Raw genomic sequence first — 14,308 nt, 5'->3', positions numbered from 1 at the left:
AGATGGGCACCACCATCGGGGTCATCTTCATGCGCGTCCGCATCTATCAGCCTGCCCGCAACGCCATGCAGTCGGGGACCGCCCGGACGAAATACTGGCTGCTGGAGTTTCCTGCGGCCGACCCGCGCGCCATCGATCCGCTGATGGGCTGGACCAGCAGCGATGACACCCAGGCGCAGGTCCGGCTGAGCTTTGCGACCCGCGCCGAGGCCGAGGCCTATGCCCGGGCCGAGGGGCTGGAGTATGTCGTGGTCGAACCGAACCGGCGCGCCGCGAACGTCCGCCCCCGCGGCTATGGCGAAAACTTCGCCACCGACCGCCGGACGCCGTGGACGCATTGACGGTCGTTGTTCGGGGCATGGCTGCTGCCGGCCGCGGCTGAAATCAGGCTGACATCCGCCGCTGTCACGCCTGCCCGCGTCACCTGGCGCCTGGCACAGCGGGCCAGGACGTCAGACGACGTGGCCTGACGCCGCATCAGACGTCGAAGATCGAACGCCGGATGATGGTGCCGGATTCGTCGATCGTCAGCCGCAGCGCACGGCCCTGATGGAAAAACGTCACCCGCCGCCGGCCCGCGTCGGCGTCCTGTCCCAGCTCGCTGCGGCTTGTCATCCGGCCGGTCCGCATCAACTCGGGGACGTCTGCCGCATCGACGCGGAAGCCTTGGGCGATGACCGCCGCATCGACCACCACGCGGTCCCCGTCAAAGGTGATGTCGCTCATTCCGCTGTCCTCTTGTGGTGAGTCGTGTGGTGCCCGGGCTCGTCTGGGTGGTGCATGCGTGACGACGTGCTGCAGAGATGCCGTTCCGCGTCATCATAACCGCGAAACTGGCTGAAGGCCCGGTCATATGGATCACAATCGCGGTGTTTCGGTCTGCGGCGGTGATGGCCCCAGGCGGGCGTCAGGTCTGTGGTCGCCTTGCGAAGCCATCGATGCGCCGACCGCCATCACCGATGCATCTCTGGCGTCACTGGCACGCCATCCGGTGACCGTCATGCACGTCAAGAAGTGAGCGCATGATCGAATCTGCACTCGTCGATCCGCAGACCGGCCTTGTGTCCCCGACAGGGGCCGGTCCTGATCATGAGTTCATGAGCCTGCAAGAGACCGTGCCCCGACTGATCGCCGTCCAGGTGCCGGACGGAGGCGTCCGGCAGGACACCCGTCACTGCACGGGCAGCGCCTTTGCGACCTTCCCGGCCTCCCCGAGCGGCCTGAAACGGCGGCGCCGGCGCCTGGAACCAACCGCGGCCGCGCCAGCCTGCTCCATGGCATGCACATTTACCCACAGAGCAGTCCGCCGCACTCAAATCCTGCTGGACGTATGGAAAAAAATGGCGGAGAGGGTGGGATTCGAACCCACGGAACCCGCAAAGGCTCAACGGTTTTCGAGACCGCCCCGTTCGACCACTCCGGCACCTCTCCGCGCTTTCTGGTGTGGTGGGCGGCGTTTAGCCGGGCGGGGGTTGAAGCGCAAGGGTCATTCTTGGAAAATACACGCGATCGGATGGGGGACCGGATGCCCGGTGACACGAGACGGCGGCGGCTGGCGGGGTTGCGCAACGACGTCGCGGGGAACCGCGGCCCGGCCGGGCACGGGCGCCGGGCGGCGCTGTGGGCGGCGGCTTTCGCGGCGGGGCTGGGCGGCGCAGGTCTTGGCGGGGCAGGGCTGGGCGGGGCGGCGTCGGGGCAACCGCTCGCGTCGCCCCCTGCCTCGCAGCAGGCCCTTGCGCCGATGGCGGACCGTGTCGCGGCGGCGCTGGACCTTGACCGGCTGGCCCTTGTCATCGCGGCCGAGATGACCGGCCTGGCCGATCCCCTGTCGTCAGCAGCCGACGGCACGGGCGACGCGCAATGGGCGCAGGCCGTCCGCCGCATCGCGACCCCGGACCGCCTTGCGCGGGGGCTGCGGGCGGGGCTCGACCAGGCCATCGCCGACATGGGCGCCCGCCCGCCCGCGCCCCTGGCCGAGGCGGTGGCGTTCTGGACCGGCGACCTGGGCCGGCGGGCGCTGTCGCTGCAGCTGTCGGCCCGCGTGGCGCTGGTCGATCCGGGGGTCGAAGCCGCCGCCAGCGCAGCCTTTGCCGAGGCGATGGCGCGGGCCGACCCGCGCGCGGCGCAGGTCACCCGGCTGATCGCGGCGGCCGATCTGGTCGATCCGGCGGTGGCGCTGTCGCTGAACATGGGCATGGCGATGCTGCGCGGGCTGCGCGACGCAGGCGGCCTGGCCGTCCCGCTTTCCGACGACGACATCGCCGCCGAAGTGGCCGCGCAGGAGGCGCAACTGCGCGCCCAGCTGGCCGGCTGGGCCGAGGCGCTGCTGTATCTGTCCTGCGCCGGGCTGACGGATGCCGAGGTCGAGGTGCTGATCGCCATCGCGGCCTCGCCCGGCGGGCGCGAGCTTTCGGCGCTGGCCGATCGTGCGGCGCTGGTCGCGCTGACCGATGTCGCGCGGTCGCTGGGGCGGGCGTCGGCCCGCGGGGCGCGACAGGACCAGCCGTGACAGTCCGGGCCGAAAGACCGGCGGCGTCCGGCCCGCCGACCCTGGCCGGTCCACTGGCGGGGGACGAGCTGACGCGCATGGGCGCATCGTGAACGGCCCGTTGCGGATCCTGGCGCCGTGGCTGGACCGGCGGGCCGATGCGCGGCGCGCGGCCCCGCCGTCTCGTGAACGGCGACGGCTTGTCGGGTCCGCCCGCGGCTGGTTAAAGCGGAGGGGACAAGGAAAGGTCTTGCGATGAACACCGCCCTGCCTTCGCGCCGCGACGTGGCGCCCGATCTGGCCGCCGCCATCGGCAACACGCCGCTGATCCGGCTGAACCGCGCATCCCAGGCGACCGGCTGCGAGATCTGGGGCAAGGCCGAGTTCATGAACCCCGGCCAGTCCGTCAAGGATCGCGCGGCGCTGTATATAATCCGCGACGCGGTCGCGCGCGGCGCCCTGCGCCCCGGCGGCACCATCGTCGAGGGGACGGCCGGGAACACCGGCATCGGGCTGGCGCTGGTCGGGGCTTCGATGGGCTTCCGGTCGGTCATCGTCATCCCCGAGACGCAGAGCCAGGAAAAAAAGGACATGCTGCGGCTTGCCGGGGCCGAACTGGTCGAGGTGCCGGCCGCGCCCTATCGCAACCCCAACAACTATGTCCGCTATTCCGACCGCCTTGCCCGCGCCCTTGCCGACACCCTGCCGGAAGGGGCCATCTGGGCCGACCAGTTCGACAACACCGCCAACCGCCGCGCCCATGCCGAAACCACGGGCCCCGAGATCTGGGACCAGACCGGGGGGCGGGTGGACGGGTTCATCTGCTCGGTCGGGTCGGGCGGGACGCTGGCGGGCGTGGCCGACGCGCTGCAGTCGAAAGGCGTCAGGATCGGCCTGGCCGACCCCGAGGGTTCGGCGCTGCACAGCTTCTATACCACGGGCGAGCTGGACGCGCCCGGCAACTCGATCACCGAGGGGATCGGGCAGGGGCGGATCACCGCCAACCTGGACGACGTGACGCCCGATTTCAGCTGCCGCATCCCGGATGCCGAGGCGCTGCCGGTGCTGTTCGACCTGCTGGAATACGAAGGGCTGTGCCTCGGCGGGTCGTCCGGCGTCAACGTCGCGGGCGCGATCCGCATGGCGCGGGACATGGGACCGGGCCACACCATCGTGACCGTCCTGTGCGACTTCGGCACCCGCTATCAGACCAAGCTGTGGAACCCCGATTTCCTGCGCGCCAAGGGCCTGCCGGTGCCGCACTGGCTGGAACGGGCGCCGGCCGACCTGCCCGACGTGACCGAGGGCTGAGGGCGTGGCGTCCGCGATGCAGGGGCGCCGCGCCAGCGGCGTCATCGTGGCGCTGCTGGCGGCGCTGTGGCTGGCGCTGGCCTGCGGCATGGCGCTGGCGCAGGCCCCGGCCGAGCCGGACTACGCCGCATGGGGCAGGTTCGCCGACCGGGCCGAGACGTCGGTGGACACCGGCCGCATCGGCGACGGGCAGCTGCTGCAGCTGCGCGCGCAGGCGGTGGACTGGCGCAACCGGCTGGCCGAGGCGCAGGGGATCAACGCGCCGCGCATCGCCACCGTCAAGGACCAGATCGCCGCCCTGGGTCCGGCCCCCGCCGAAGGCGCCACCGAAAGCGACGAGGTCGCCGCCCGCCGCAGCGCCCTGAACACGCAGCTTGCCGAACTGCAGGCGCCGTCGCTGCGCGCGGTCGAGGGCTTCAGCCGCGCCGCCAGCCTGGTCGCCGCCATCGACGAGGTGCAACGCACGCGGCAGGCGTCGGCGCTGACGCAGATCACGCCCTCGCCGCTGCTGCCCGGCAGCTGGGCGGCCGCGGCGACCGACGGAATGGCCGTGGCCCGCGGGCTGGTTGGCGATTTCCGCGGCCGGCTTGACGCCGTGGACGGGCAGCCCCCGCGCGAACGGTTGATCCGCAGCGCGGCCTATCTGGTGCTGGCGCTGGCGCTGCTGATCTTTGCGCGGCCGTGGATCGACGCGCTGCCGCGACGGCTGGCCGACCGGCTCAGCGATCATTCCCGCGACGCGCTGACCTTTGTCGTGTCGCTGGGCCAGATCGTCATTCCCGTGACCGGCGTCTATCTGGCGGTGCTTGCGGTCGACGCCACCGGGCTGGTGGGCGAATGGGGCCGCCCGATCCTGGCCGCGCTGCCGGTGGCGGCGCTGATCGGGTTTGCCGGGCGCTGGCTGTCGTGGTGCTTTTTCCCGCTGCGGACCGACCCGCCGATCTGCTTTGCCCGCCCGCAGCTTGAGCAGGGCCGGTTCTACGCGACGCTGCTGGCGGTCGCCACGGCGATCCACCATGTCGCGGGCCGCGCCATCCTGCCGCTGGGCGGGCGCTATGTCAGCGAGCCGCAGGCGGGCGCCACCATTCCGCTGCGGGTCAGCGACGCCGCCGCCGGGGTCTGGCACCTGCCGATCATCCTGCTGGGGGCGCTGGCGCTGTTCCGGCTGGGCGTCGTCCTGCGCGGGGCCACGCGGGTCGCCGGGCAGACCGGGCGCGACGCCAAGACCTATCGGCCGCGCGTCGTCGCGACCGTGGGCACCATTGCGCGCGTGGTCGCGGCCATCGCGCCGCTGCTGGCGCTGGCGGGCTATGTGAACCTCGCCAACGCGCTGCTGTGGCCGGTGGCGCTGTCGGTGGCGCTGGTCGCGCTGGTGATCCTGCTGCAGGAGTTCATCGCCGATCTTTATGCGATGGCCAAGCGCGACACCGCCGGATCGCGCGACGCGCTGGCCCCGGTGCTGATCGGCTTCGCGCTGGTGCTGGCCTCGATCCCGGTGTTCGCGCTGATCTGGGGCGCCCGCCCGTCCGAGCTGGCCGACTGGTGGACGGCGCTGCGCCAGGGCGTGCAGCTGGGCGGGGTGCGGCTGTCGCCGGGCGCGATCCTGACCTTTGTCGTCGTGTTCGGGTTCGGGTATTACCTGACCCGCGTCGTGCAGGGCGCTGTCCGCAACTCGATCCTGCCGCGCACCCGTCTGGACGCGGGGGCGCAGAATGCCGCCGTGTCGGGGCTGGGCTATGTCGGCATCTTCCTGGCCGCGCTGCTGGCGATCACCTCGGCCGGGATCGACCTGTCGTCGCTGGCCATCGTCGCGGGCGCGCTGTCGGTCGGCATCGGTTTCGGCCTGCAGAACATCGTGTCGAACTTTGTCAGCGGGATCATCCTGCTGGTCGAACGCCCGGTGTCGGTCGGCGACTGGATCCAGGTCGGGCAGGCGCAGGGCTATGTCAAGCGCATCTCGGTGCGCTCGACGCAGATCCAGACCTTCGACCGGACCCAGGTGATCGTCCCGAACTCGGACCTGATCTCGCAGCACGTCACCAACTGGACGCGCGGCAGCACGCAGGGGCGGGTGATCGTCAAGGTCGGCGTGGCTTACGGCACCGACACCCGCCGCGTGGCCGAAATCCTGCGCGACATCGCCGAGGATCAGCCCACGGTGCTGATCAACCCGGCCCCGACCGTGGCCTTTGTCGGCTTCAGCCCCGACAGCATGGATTTCGAGATCAGGGCGATCCTGTCGGACATCAACGGCGGCATCGGCGTGCAGACCGAGATGCGCCACCAGATCATCGAACGCTTTGCCGCCGAGGGCATCCAGATCCCGTTTGCCACCCGCGACGTGCGCATCATGAACGCCGGCCAGATGGCGCTGGTGCCGGCCGCAGCGGGCGCGGCAGGCACGGGCGCGGCGGGCACGCCGGGGACGGCACAAGACGGGGCAGGGGGCACGGATGGCGGCACGGGCACGGGTGGGCCGCGGCCCCCGAACCGCCCCGCCATTCCGGCCGAGGCCGAAGACCCGCGCATCACCCGCGCCGCATCAAGCGGGCTGGAGGATGCCGCCGGCAGTCAGGACAGCGGCGACGACGGCGACGGCGACGGCGAGACCCGTTGACCCCGACCGGGCGGCTGCCGGCAGTCAGGACAGCAGCGACGAGGGGAACTGGGATGGCGAGACCCGCTGACCCTGACCGGGCGGCCGACCGCCGCCGAGGATAGCGGCGGGGACGGCGACGGCGAGACCCGTTGACCCTGAACGGGGCGGCTGCTGGCAGTCAGGACAGCAGCGACGAGGGCGAGGGGGACAGCGACGGCGAGGCCCGCTGACCCCGGACCGGGGCGGTCGCTGGCAGTCAGGATAGCGGCGACGGCGGGGACGGCGATGGCGACGGCGAGATTCGCTGACCCTGAACGGGGCGGCCGCTGGCAGTCGGGACAGCAGCGGCGAGGGCGACGGGGACATGGACGGGGACGGCGAGACCCGCTGACCGGGCGGAGGGCGGCCGGTGTTCCGCCGTGACCCCCGCCGACGCGAGGCCGCAACGCTGCCGCACAGCGACGCAACACTGCAACGATGCCGGGCTTACCGGCTGGGTCGTCGCATCGACAACGCGGCCTGGAGGACCGCAGAGCGGTGCGACGTCTCATCGACGATCCGGCGTGCAGTCCCCTCGACGGTGCGGCATCTGATCGGCGATCCGGCGATCCGGCGATCCGGCGCGCAGGCCACGGGCGGGCGGCGTCTCATCGGCGATCCGGCGCGCAGGCGGCAGGCGGGGCGTTCCCCGCCCGCGCCGTCTCGGTCCGGGCCTCAGCCCTCGCCGCCGTCGTCCTCGGCCGTCTCGGCCACGCGCGCGACTGACACGACCTCTTCGCCCTCGGCGGTGTTGAACACCCGCACGCCGCCCGCCGAACGCGACCGGAAGCTGATGCCATGCACCGGCACGCGGATCGACTGCCCGGTCGAGGTCGCCAGCATGATCTGGTCGTCCAGCATCACCGGGAAGGATGCGACCAGTTGCCCCCCGCGCATCGCCTTGTCCATCGCCATCACGCCCTGGCCGCCGCGCCCGCGCACCGGATAGTCGTGGGACGAGCTGATCTTGCCCGACCCCCGCGCGGTGATCGTCAGGATCAGATCCTCGTGCGCGGACATCTCGGCATAGCGTTCCTGCGGCAGCGGACCTTCGGCCACGGTCTCGTCGTCGTCGGGTTCGGCCCCGTCGTCCAGCGCGCCTTCGACGGCGCGGCGCATGCGGATATAGGTCGCGCGTTCCTCGGGCGAGGCCTCGAAGTGGCGGATGATCGACATGCTGACGACCCGGTCGCCGTCGGCCAGCCGGATGCCCCGAACGCCGGTCGAATCGCGGCCCTTGAAGATGCGGACGTCGGTCGTCTGAAAGCGGATCGCGCGCCCCATCGCGGTGATCAGCATGACGTCGTCATCCTCGTCGGCGATGCGCGCGTTCACCAGGCTGACGCCCTCGGGCAGCTTCATGGCGATCTTGCCGTTGCGCATGACGTTGGTGAAATCCGACAGCGCGTTGCGCCGCACGTCCCCGTCCGAGGTGGCGAACACCACCTGCAGATTGTCCCAGTCGCTTTCCGGCACGTCCACCGGCATCAGGGCCGCGATCGAGGTGCCGGCGTCGATCGGCAGGATGTTGACCAGCGCCTTGCCCTTGGACGTGCGCCCGCCCATCGGCAGCCGCCAGGTCTTCAGCCGATAGACCATGCCGTCGGTGGTGAAGAACAGCAGCTCGGTGTGGGTGTTGGCGACGAACAGCGTCGTGACGACGTCGTCTTCCTTGGTGGCCATGCCCGACAGGCCCTTGCCGCCGCGTTTCTGGCTGCGGAACTCGATCAGCGGCGTGCGCTTGATATACCCGCCCGAGGTGATGGTGACGACCATGTCCTCGCGCTCGATCAGATCCTCGTCGTCCATGTCGCCGGCCCAGTCGACGATCTCGGTCCGGCGGGGGACGGCGAACAGGGTCTTCACCTCGGTCAGCTCGTCGGCGATGATGCCCATCACCCGGTCGCGCGAGGCGAGGATTTCCAGATAGTCGCGGATCGCGTCGGCCAGCGCGCGCAACTCGTCCGTGACCTCTTGCACGCCCAGCTGGGTCAGGCGCTGCAGCCGCAGTTCAAGGATGGCGCGGGCCTGGGTCTCGGACAGGTTATAGGTGCCGTCCTCGTTCACCGGATGCAGCGGGTCGTCGATCAGCCGCAGGTATTCCAGGATCGCGCCGGCGGGCCAGCGCCGTTCCATCAGCCGGTCGCGCGCCTCGGCCGCGTCGGCGCTGGCGCGGATGGTGGCGACGACCTCGTCCACGTTGGTCACGGCCACGGCCAGCCCGCACAGGATGTGGCTGCGCTCGCGCGCTTTGCGCAATTCAAAGGCGGTGCGGCGGGCCACCACCTCTTCGCGGAAGGTGATGAAGTGGGTCAGGAAATCGCGCAGCGTCAACTGTTCGGGCCGGCCGCCGTTCAGCGCCAGCATGTTGGCGCCGAAGCTGGTCTGCATGGGCGTAAAGCGGAACAGCTGGTTCAGCACGACCTCGGCCGTGGCGTCGCGTTTCAGTTCGATGACGACGCGGACGCCGTTGCGGTCGGATTCGTCCTGGACGTGGGCGATGCCCTCGATCCGCTTGTCCTTGGCCAGTTCCGCGATCCGTTCGATCAGCGTGGCCTTGTTCACCTGATAGGGCACGTCGTCCAGGACGATGGCCTGCCGGCCGGAGCGCACCGCCTCGACCCGCGTGCGCGCCCGCACGATGACCGATCCGCGCCCTTCCAGATAGGCCTTGCGCACGCCCGAGCGGCCAAGGATCAGCCCGCCAGTGGGGAAATCCGGGCCGGGGATGATCTCCATCAGCCGTTCGGTGGGCGTGTCGGGGTTGGCGATCAGTTCCAGCGTCGCGTCCACGACCTCGCCCAGGTTGTGGGGCGGGATGTTGGTCGCCATGCCGACGGCGATGCCGCCCGCGCCGTTGACCAGCATGTTGGGGAACCGCGCCGGCAGGACGGTCGGTTCGCGGTCCTTGCCGTCATAGTTGTCCTGGAAATCGACCGTGTCCTTGTCGATGTCCATCAGCAGCCAGTTGGCCGCCTTGGCCATCCGCACCTCGGTATAGCGCATGGCCGCGGCGCTGTCGCCGTCCATCGACCCGAAATTGCCCTGCCCGTCCAGCAGCGGCAGCGACATCGAAAAGCTCTGCGCCATCCGCACCAGCGCGTCATAGATCGCGCTGTCGCCGTGCGGGTGGTATTTGCCCATGACGTCGCCGACCGGGCGGGCCGATTTGCGATAGGGCTTGTCAAAGGTGTTGTTCGTCTCGTCCATCGCGAACAGGATGCGGCGGTGGACCGGCTTCAGCCCGTCGCGCAGGTCGGGGATCGCCCGGCTGACGATGACCGACATCGCATAGTCGAGATAGGACGACCGCATTTCCTCGGCGATGCCGATGGTGGGGCCGTCGTGGTGCATGACGTGGCTGGCCGCGCCTGCGGCGTCGCCGGAATCGTCGGGGTTCGCGCCCGGGATCGGGTCGTCGCTGGTGTCGTCCTGGGGGGTGTCGGCCAAGGGGCGTGCCTCAATATCTTGTTGCCCGCAGGTCTATCACCCGCCGCCCTTGGGTTCAATCGCGGGGTTTGCCGCGCGCCGCCCCGTCAGCGTCCCGTCAGCCTTCCGTCAGCGCCCCGGCCGCGCCGCCGCCACGCCCCAAAGCACCGTCAGCCCGGCCGAGATCAGCCCGTTCCACGCCGCCATCGACAGCCCCAGGAACACCCACACCGGCTGGTCGCAGCGGATCACCGGCGCGCCCTGCAGCTTTGCCATCAGGTCGGCGGGCGACATCCGCGCCAGATCGCCCACCCCGCCCGAGCAATGGGCGGGACCGGCCCACCAGCCCAGTTCGACCCCGGTGTGATACAGGGCAAGTCCCGTGGCCACCGCCGCCGCCGCCAGCCCCAGCAGCGCCAGCCAGCGCCGCCAGCCCAGAAACCAGACCGCGGCCCCGATCAGCGCCGCCGCGACATGCGGCCAGCGTTGCAGGATGCACAGTTCGCACGGGGCATAGCCCGCGGCCTGAAAGCCAAGGGCCGCGACCAGCAACAGCGCCGAGGCCGCCCCCGCCAGTCCGGCCGCCATCCTGCCGTCGCCTGTCACGCCATCGATCATCGGTCGGATCATCCCTAACTTCTTCTTCCTGTCAGCGCCGTCAGTGCGGCCGCCACGTCGCCACGCGATACAGATAGACGCCGATCACCGCGGCCACCACCAGCTTGGACAGCGGGTCGATCGCGGCGCCCACGCGCTCATACTGGCTTTCCAGCAGATACCCCGCCCCGGTCAGCAGGCCGGTCCACGCAAGGCTGCCCAGCGTGGTCAGCAGCAGGAACCGCCCCCAGGGCATCATCGCGATCCCGGCGGGGACCGAAATCAGCGTGCGGATCGTCGGGATCATCCGCCCCAGCAGGACGGCCATGCCGCCGTGGCGCGCGAACCAGCCCTGCGCCGCGTCGATGTCGCCGGGCGAGACGGTCATCAGCCGCCCGTGCCGCGCCGCCCAACGCTTGAGCGCGGCGGCGCCGATGCGGCGCCCCAGCAGGAACCACAGGCTGGTGCCCGCGACCGACCCCGCCGTGCCCGCCAGCACCGCCGGCACCAGCGACAGCGCGCCCGTCCCGCACAGATAGCCGGCCAGCGGCATGATCACCTCGGACGGGATCGGGGGGAACACGTTTTCGGCCAGCATCAACAGGAAGATGCCGGGATAGCCCCAGCCCTCGATCACCGTCAGCACCCAGTCGAACATCCGTCCCGCCTTTCGCGCGCCCGCTCGCCCGCGCACCTGCCCCTGAAACCCCGCCCTGCGGGAACCGTCAACCCCGCGCAACCGTTTGGCGCACGACATCTGGACGGGCGCGCGCCCCTTGCGAAAGGATTTGTTCGGCATGGAATGGCGGGGCCGTCGCGGCAGCAGCAACATCGATGATCGCCGCGGCATGGGCGCGTCCGGGGCGGGCGGCCTTGGCGTGGCGGGCATGCTGGTCGTTCTGGCGGTCGGCTACTTCTTCGGGGTGGACATCTCGCCCATCGTCAATGGCGTGTCGCAGTCGCAGCCCGGCGTGGAACGCGAGCTGACGGCCGAGGAACGCGAGACCGGCCAGTTCCTGTCCGTCGTCCTTGCCGACACCGAGGAGGTGTGGGCCGACGTGCTGCGCACCCAGGCCGACATGACCTATCGCGACCCGACGCTGGTCCTGTTCTCGGGATCGGTGCAGTCGGCCTGCGGCGGCGCCTCGGCCGCGATGGGGCCGTTCTATTGCCCGGGCGACCAGCGGCTTTACCTGGACACCCAGTTCTTTGACGTGATGGAACAGAAGATGGGCGCGGGCGGGGATTTCGCCGCCGCCTATGTCGTCGCGCACGAGATCGGGCACCACGTCCAGAACCAGATCGGCATCCTGCGCCAGGTCAACGGGATGCGCGCGCAGGCGTCGCAGACCGACTCGAACCGCCTGTCGGTGCTGACCGAACTGCAGGCCGACTGTTTCGCCGGCATCTGGGCGCGCCACGCCAGCGAACGCTATGGCTCGATCAGCCGGGCCGACATCGACGAGGCGGTGAACGCCGCCCGTGCCGTGGGCGACGACATGCTGATGCGCAGCGCGGGCCGCGCGCCGATGCCCGACAGCTTTACCCACGGGTCCGCCGCCGACCGCAGCGCGTGGCTGACACGCGGCATGCAGACCGGCGAGATGGCGCAGTGCAACACCTTCGCCGAGGCGGGGCTTTAGGGCAGGATTTCAGGGCGGGCCTTCAGGGCCTCAGCCCGCCGCCGCCGCGCCCGTGGTCCAGCGTCAGCGCCTCGGGCCACCAGCCCAGCCATTCCAGCGCCAGGATGACCAGCGCGAAGGCGATCAGCCCCAGCACCAGCGCGACCCGCCCGTCGGATGGCGGGTTGCGCACCCAGCGCGCGGCGCGGATCAGCCAGCCCATGTTGTTCATCGGTTGCGTCCTCTGCTAGATACGGGGGACCGAACGACAGGACCGCCTTGTGCCGAACCACGTTGAAACCCGCCGCCTGCCCTATACGGCGCGGCAGATGTACGATCTTGTGGCCGACGTCGAGCGGTATCCCGACTTCCTGCCGTGGAACAGCGCCGCCCGCATCCGGTCGCGCCGCGCGGGCGACAGCGGGTCCGAGGTGATCGAGGCGGACCTGGTCATCAGCTTCAAGGTGTTCCGCGAACGCTTCGGCAGCCGCGTGACGCTGTGGCCCGACCGGATGCGGATCGACACCGAATATCTGGACGGCCCGTTCAGCCACCTGCACAGCGACTGGACGTTCGCCGACCGTCCCGACGGCGGCTGCGACGTGCGGTTCTTTGTCGATTTCGAGTTCCGCAACGCAATCCTGCGCCGGGTGATCGGGGTGGTGTTCGGCGAGGCGATGAACCGCATCGTGCGCGCGTTCGAGGATCGCGCCCGCGCGCTTTACGGAACCGGCCGCGCGGCCGATTCCCACAAGGCGTAATCCTCGGCCAGCGCCTCGCGCAGGCGCGCGGCGGTCCCCGGCTCCAGCGTCAGGTCGGCCGTGGGCGAGACATTGACGCGCTTCAGCTTCAGCGGGGTTTTCAGCGCGTCCTCGAAAAAGCGCAGGGCGACGTCCATCTGTTCGTACTGGAACAGGATGTCGGGGCCTTGCGCGCCCGCGGCGGGCGACAGGAACCCCGACTGCCGCCCCAGCGCCGCATAGGGCGGCCGGTGGTCCGACAGGTAATCCTGGATGAACCCTTCAAAGCTGATGCCGACCGTGCTGTTCGGCTTGCCCGCGTTCTGCGGGCGCAGGCGATAGCGATACCAGCTGCCCAGCCACGACAGCGGCTCGCGCATGATGGCCGCCACCCGGAACCGGGGGCCGGGGATCTTGCCCAGCAGCGGCGCGATCCGCAAATTGTATTGGCCCATCGTCAGGTGCTTGATCTCGGGGCGGGACCGCAGAACCATCTCGGCCCGCGGCGCCAGCGCCGCCTCCAGCGCGGTCGTCCCGGTCTTGGGGATCGACAGCAGCACCAGCCGGGGGGCGACAAAGGCAAGCATGGCAGTCCTTTTCAGGTGCGGCGTTTTCGGGCAGCGCCGGTATCCCGGCGGACGGGCGGAATGGCAAGGCGCTGCCGCGGAATGTCACGCCCGATCCGGCGCCCCCGGTGGACAAGCCGCGCCGCGCCGTGCCATGCCGGCGCTGCCCGAACCCGGAGAGCCCGATGCCCCCCCGCGACACCGTCTTTGCCGCCATCGACACGGCCAACGCCGCCGACCCCCGATCCGAGGACGGCCAGCCGGTCGAGCTGCTTTACGGCCAGCGCATGACCGCCGAACAGCAGCGGCTGTTTCCCGATGCCGATGACGCGCTGGCCATCGCCTGCCGGGGCCAGCACATCGAACGCTGGCTGCTGCGCCGCGACGCCTATCCCGAGGGGCGCGAGGGCTATCTGGCGTGGCGGCGCGATCAGGGCCGCCGCCACGCCGACCGCGTCACCGGGCTGATGCGCGAGGCGGGCTATGGCGACGACGCGGTGGCCGCCACCGGCCGGATGCTGCGCAAGGAGGGGATCAAGCGCGACCCGCAGGTCCAAGCGCTTGAGGATGTGGCCTGCTTCACCTTCATCCGCCACTATCTGGGCGATTTCGCCACGACGCAGGATCCGGGCGCGCTGGTCCGCATCGTCGAACGCACCGCCCGCAAGATGTCCCCCGCGGCGCGCGCCCGCGCGCTGGCCGAGTTCCCGATGCCGCCCGAACTTGCCGCCGCGTTCCAGCTGCCCGAGGACGCGCGCTAGGCGCGGCACCGGGCAGGGCGGCCGCGTTGACAGCGCCCCTGCCGCGTCGCAGCATCAATCATCCAGCACCGCGGCCAGGGCCGCGGGCCAGACCAAACGGAACACGGGCGATGACACAGGCGCCGGGCAAAGTCTTCCTTATCGGCGCGGGTCCGG

At 70.6% G+C, this 14,308-nt stretch carries 13 protein-coding genes and 1 tRNA gene; 7 read left to right on the top strand and 7 right to left on the bottom strand.

Annotation, left to right across the window (positions count from 1 at the left end):
• The first annotated feature begins 29 nt into the window (after positions 1 to 29).
• Complete coding sequence (locus tag EPA64_RS12190) at positions 30 to 341, top strand: ETC complex I subunit (protein ID WP_134726705.1); 312 nt, start codon at positions 30 to 32, stop codon at positions 339 to 341.
• Positions 342 to 477: 136 nt separating this feature from the next.
• On the opposite strand, the gene EPA64_RS12185 is transcribed toward EPA64_RS12190, so the two are convergent.
• Both EPA64_RS12185 and EPA64_RS12180 read right to left on the bottom strand, forming a co-directional pair.
• Entirely contained in the window at positions 478 to 726 is a 249-nt protein-coding gene (locus EPA64_RS12185) for a DUF6522 family protein (RefSeq protein ID WP_134726630.1), read from the bottom strand.
• Positions 727 to 1,341: 615 nt separating this feature from the next.
• Positions 1,342 to 1,431: transfer RNA gene (locus tag EPA64_RS12180), tRNA-Ser, on the bottom strand.
• A 94-nt stretch (positions 1,432 to 1,525) separates the two neighbouring features.
• On the opposite strand from EPA64_RS12180, the gene EPA64_RS12175 reads away from it, so the two are divergent.
• The 3 genes from EPA64_RS12175 (at position 1,526) to EPA64_RS12165 (ending at position 6,416) form a co-directional block, all read left to right on the top strand.
• Positions 1,526 to 2,509, top strand: a complete 984-nt coding sequence (locus EPA64_RS12175) for a hypothetical protein (protein ID WP_134726629.1) — start codon at positions 1,526 to 1,528, stop codon at positions 2,507 to 2,509.
• A 234-nt stretch (positions 2,510 to 2,743) separates the two neighbouring features.
• Complete coding sequence (locus tag EPA64_RS12170; RefSeq protein ID WP_134726628.1) at positions 2,744 to 3,799, top strand: cysteine synthase A; 1,056 nt, start codon at positions 2,744 to 2,746, stop codon at positions 3,797 to 3,799.
• Positions 3,800 to 3,815: 16 nt separating this feature from the next.
• Positions 3,816 to 6,416 (top strand): DUF3772 domain-containing protein, encoded by a 2,601-nt coding sequence (locus EPA64_RS12165; protein WP_134726627.1) that lies wholly within the window; start codon positions 3,816 to 3,818, stop codon positions 6,414 to 6,416.
• A 696-nt stretch (positions 6,417 to 7,112) separates the two neighbouring features.
• Here the strand turns inward: EPA64_RS12165 and gyrA are convergent.
• The 3 genes from gyrA to EPA64_RS12150 form a co-directional block, all read right to left on the bottom strand.
• A complete protein-coding gene (gyrA, locus tag EPA64_RS12160) occupies positions 7,113 to 9,791 on the bottom strand; it encodes a DNA gyrase subunit A (protein WP_134726704.1) in 2,679 nt (892 codons plus the stop codon).
• Between the two features lie 204 nt (positions 9,792 to 9,995).
• Positions 9,996 to 10,496, bottom strand: a complete 501-nt coding sequence (locus tag EPA64_RS12155) for a disulfide bond formation protein B (RefSeq protein ID WP_246026741.1) — start codon at positions 10,494 to 10,496, stop codon at positions 9,996 to 9,998.
• 28 nt (positions 10,497 to 10,524) lie between these two features.
• Positions 10,525 to 11,121, bottom strand: coding sequence for a DedA family protein (locus tag EPA64_RS12150; RefSeq protein ID WP_134726626.1), 597 nt, complete (start codon positions 11,119 to 11,121; stop codon positions 10,525 to 10,527).
• A gap of 139 nt (positions 11,122 to 11,260) precedes the next feature.
• Between EPA64_RS12150 and ypfJ the strand changes: the two genes are divergently transcribed.
• Entirely contained in the window at positions 11,261 to 12,106 is an 846-nt protein-coding gene (ypfJ, locus tag EPA64_RS12145; RefSeq protein ID WP_134726625.1) for a KPN_02809 family neutral zinc metallopeptidase, read from the top strand.
• Between the two features lie 22 nt (positions 12,107 to 12,128).
• On the opposite strand, the gene EPA64_RS12140 is transcribed toward ypfJ, so the two are convergent.
• Positions 12,129 to 12,317, bottom strand: a complete 189-nt coding sequence (locus EPA64_RS12140) for a hypothetical protein (RefSeq protein ID WP_134726624.1) — start codon at positions 12,315 to 12,317, stop codon at positions 12,129 to 12,131.
• A 49-nt stretch (positions 12,318 to 12,366) separates the two neighbouring features.
• Here EPA64_RS12140 and EPA64_RS12135 point away from each other — a divergent pair, with 49 nt between their 5' ends.
• The gene (locus EPA64_RS12135) at positions 12,367 to 12,846 is read left to right on the top strand and encodes a type II toxin-antitoxin system RatA family toxin (protein ID WP_134726623.1); all 480 of its coding nucleotides are present in this window, start codon (positions 12,367 to 12,369) and stop codon (positions 12,844 to 12,846) included.
• Here EPA64_RS12135 and EPA64_RS12130 read toward each other — a convergent pair.
• Positions 12,807 to 13,412, bottom strand: a complete 606-nt coding sequence (locus EPA64_RS12130) for a gamma-glutamyl kinase (protein ID WP_134726622.1) — start codon at positions 13,410 to 13,412, stop codon at positions 12,807 to 12,809. The genes EPA64_RS12135 and EPA64_RS12130 overlap by 40 nt on opposite strands.
• 164 nt (positions 13,413 to 13,576) lie before the next feature.
• Here EPA64_RS12130 and EPA64_RS12125 point away from each other — a divergent pair, with 164 nt between their 5' ends.
• On the top strand, positions 13,577 to 14,152 hold the full coding sequence (locus EPA64_RS12125; RefSeq protein WP_134726621.1) for a DUF4202 domain-containing protein: 576 nt from the start codon (positions 13,577 to 13,579) through the stop codon (positions 14,150 to 14,152).
• Positions 14,153 to 14,308 lie beyond the last annotated feature (156 nt).

The organism is Paracoccus luteus, from assembly GCF_004522155.1.
In the GTDB taxonomy this organism is placed as follows: domain Bacteria; phylum Pseudomonadota; class Alphaproteobacteria; order Rhodobacterales; family Rhodobacteraceae; genus Paracoccus; species Paracoccus luteus.
Note: the sequence above shows the minus strand (reverse complement) of the source record. Positions and strands in the feature narration are given on the sequence as shown.

Coding starts and splice junctions, on each gene's coding strand:
- EPA64_RS12190 (WP_134726705.1), top strand. CDS start 30: ATGCGCGTCCGCATCTATCAGCCTGCCCGCAACGCCATGCAGTCGGGG.
- EPA64_RS12185 (WP_134726630.1), bottom strand. CDS start 726: ATGAGCGACATCACCTTTGACGGGGACCGCGTGGTGGTCGATGCGGCG.
- EPA64_RS12175 (WP_134726629.1), top strand. CDS start 1,526: ATGCCCGGTGACACGAGACGGCGGCGGCTGGCGGGGTTGCGCAACGAC.
- EPA64_RS12170 (WP_134726628.1), top strand. CDS start 2,744: ATGAACACCGCCCTGCCTTCGCGCCGCGACGTGGCGCCCGATCTGGCC.
- EPA64_RS12165 (WP_134726627.1), top strand. CDS start 3,816: ATGCAGGGGCGCCGCGCCAGCGGCGTCATCGTGGCGCTGCTGGCGGCG.
- gyrA (WP_134726704.1), bottom strand. CDS start 9,791: ATGCACCACGACGGCCCCACCATCGGCATCGCCGAGGAAATGCGGTCG.
- EPA64_RS12155 (WP_246026741.1), bottom strand. CDS start 10,496: ATGATCCGACCGATGATCGATGGCGTGACAGGCGACGGCAGGATGGCG.
- EPA64_RS12150 (WP_134726626.1), bottom strand. CDS start 11,121: ATGTTCGACTGGGTGCTGACGGTGATCGAGGGCTGGGGCTATCCCGGC.
- ypfJ (WP_134726625.1), top strand. CDS start 11,261: ATGGAATGGCGGGGCCGTCGCGGCAGCAGCAACATCGATGATCGCCGC.
- EPA64_RS12140 (WP_134726624.1), bottom strand. CDS start 12,317: ATGAACAACATGGGCTGGCTGATCCGCGCCGCGCGCTGGGTGCGCAAC.
- EPA64_RS12130 (WP_134726622.1), bottom strand. CDS start 13,412: ATGCTTGCCTTTGTCGCCCCCCGGCTGGTGCTGCTGTCGATCCCCAAG.
- EPA64_RS12125 (WP_134726621.1), top strand. CDS start 13,577: ATGCCCCCCCGCGACACCGTCTTTGCCGCCATCGACACGGCCAACGCC.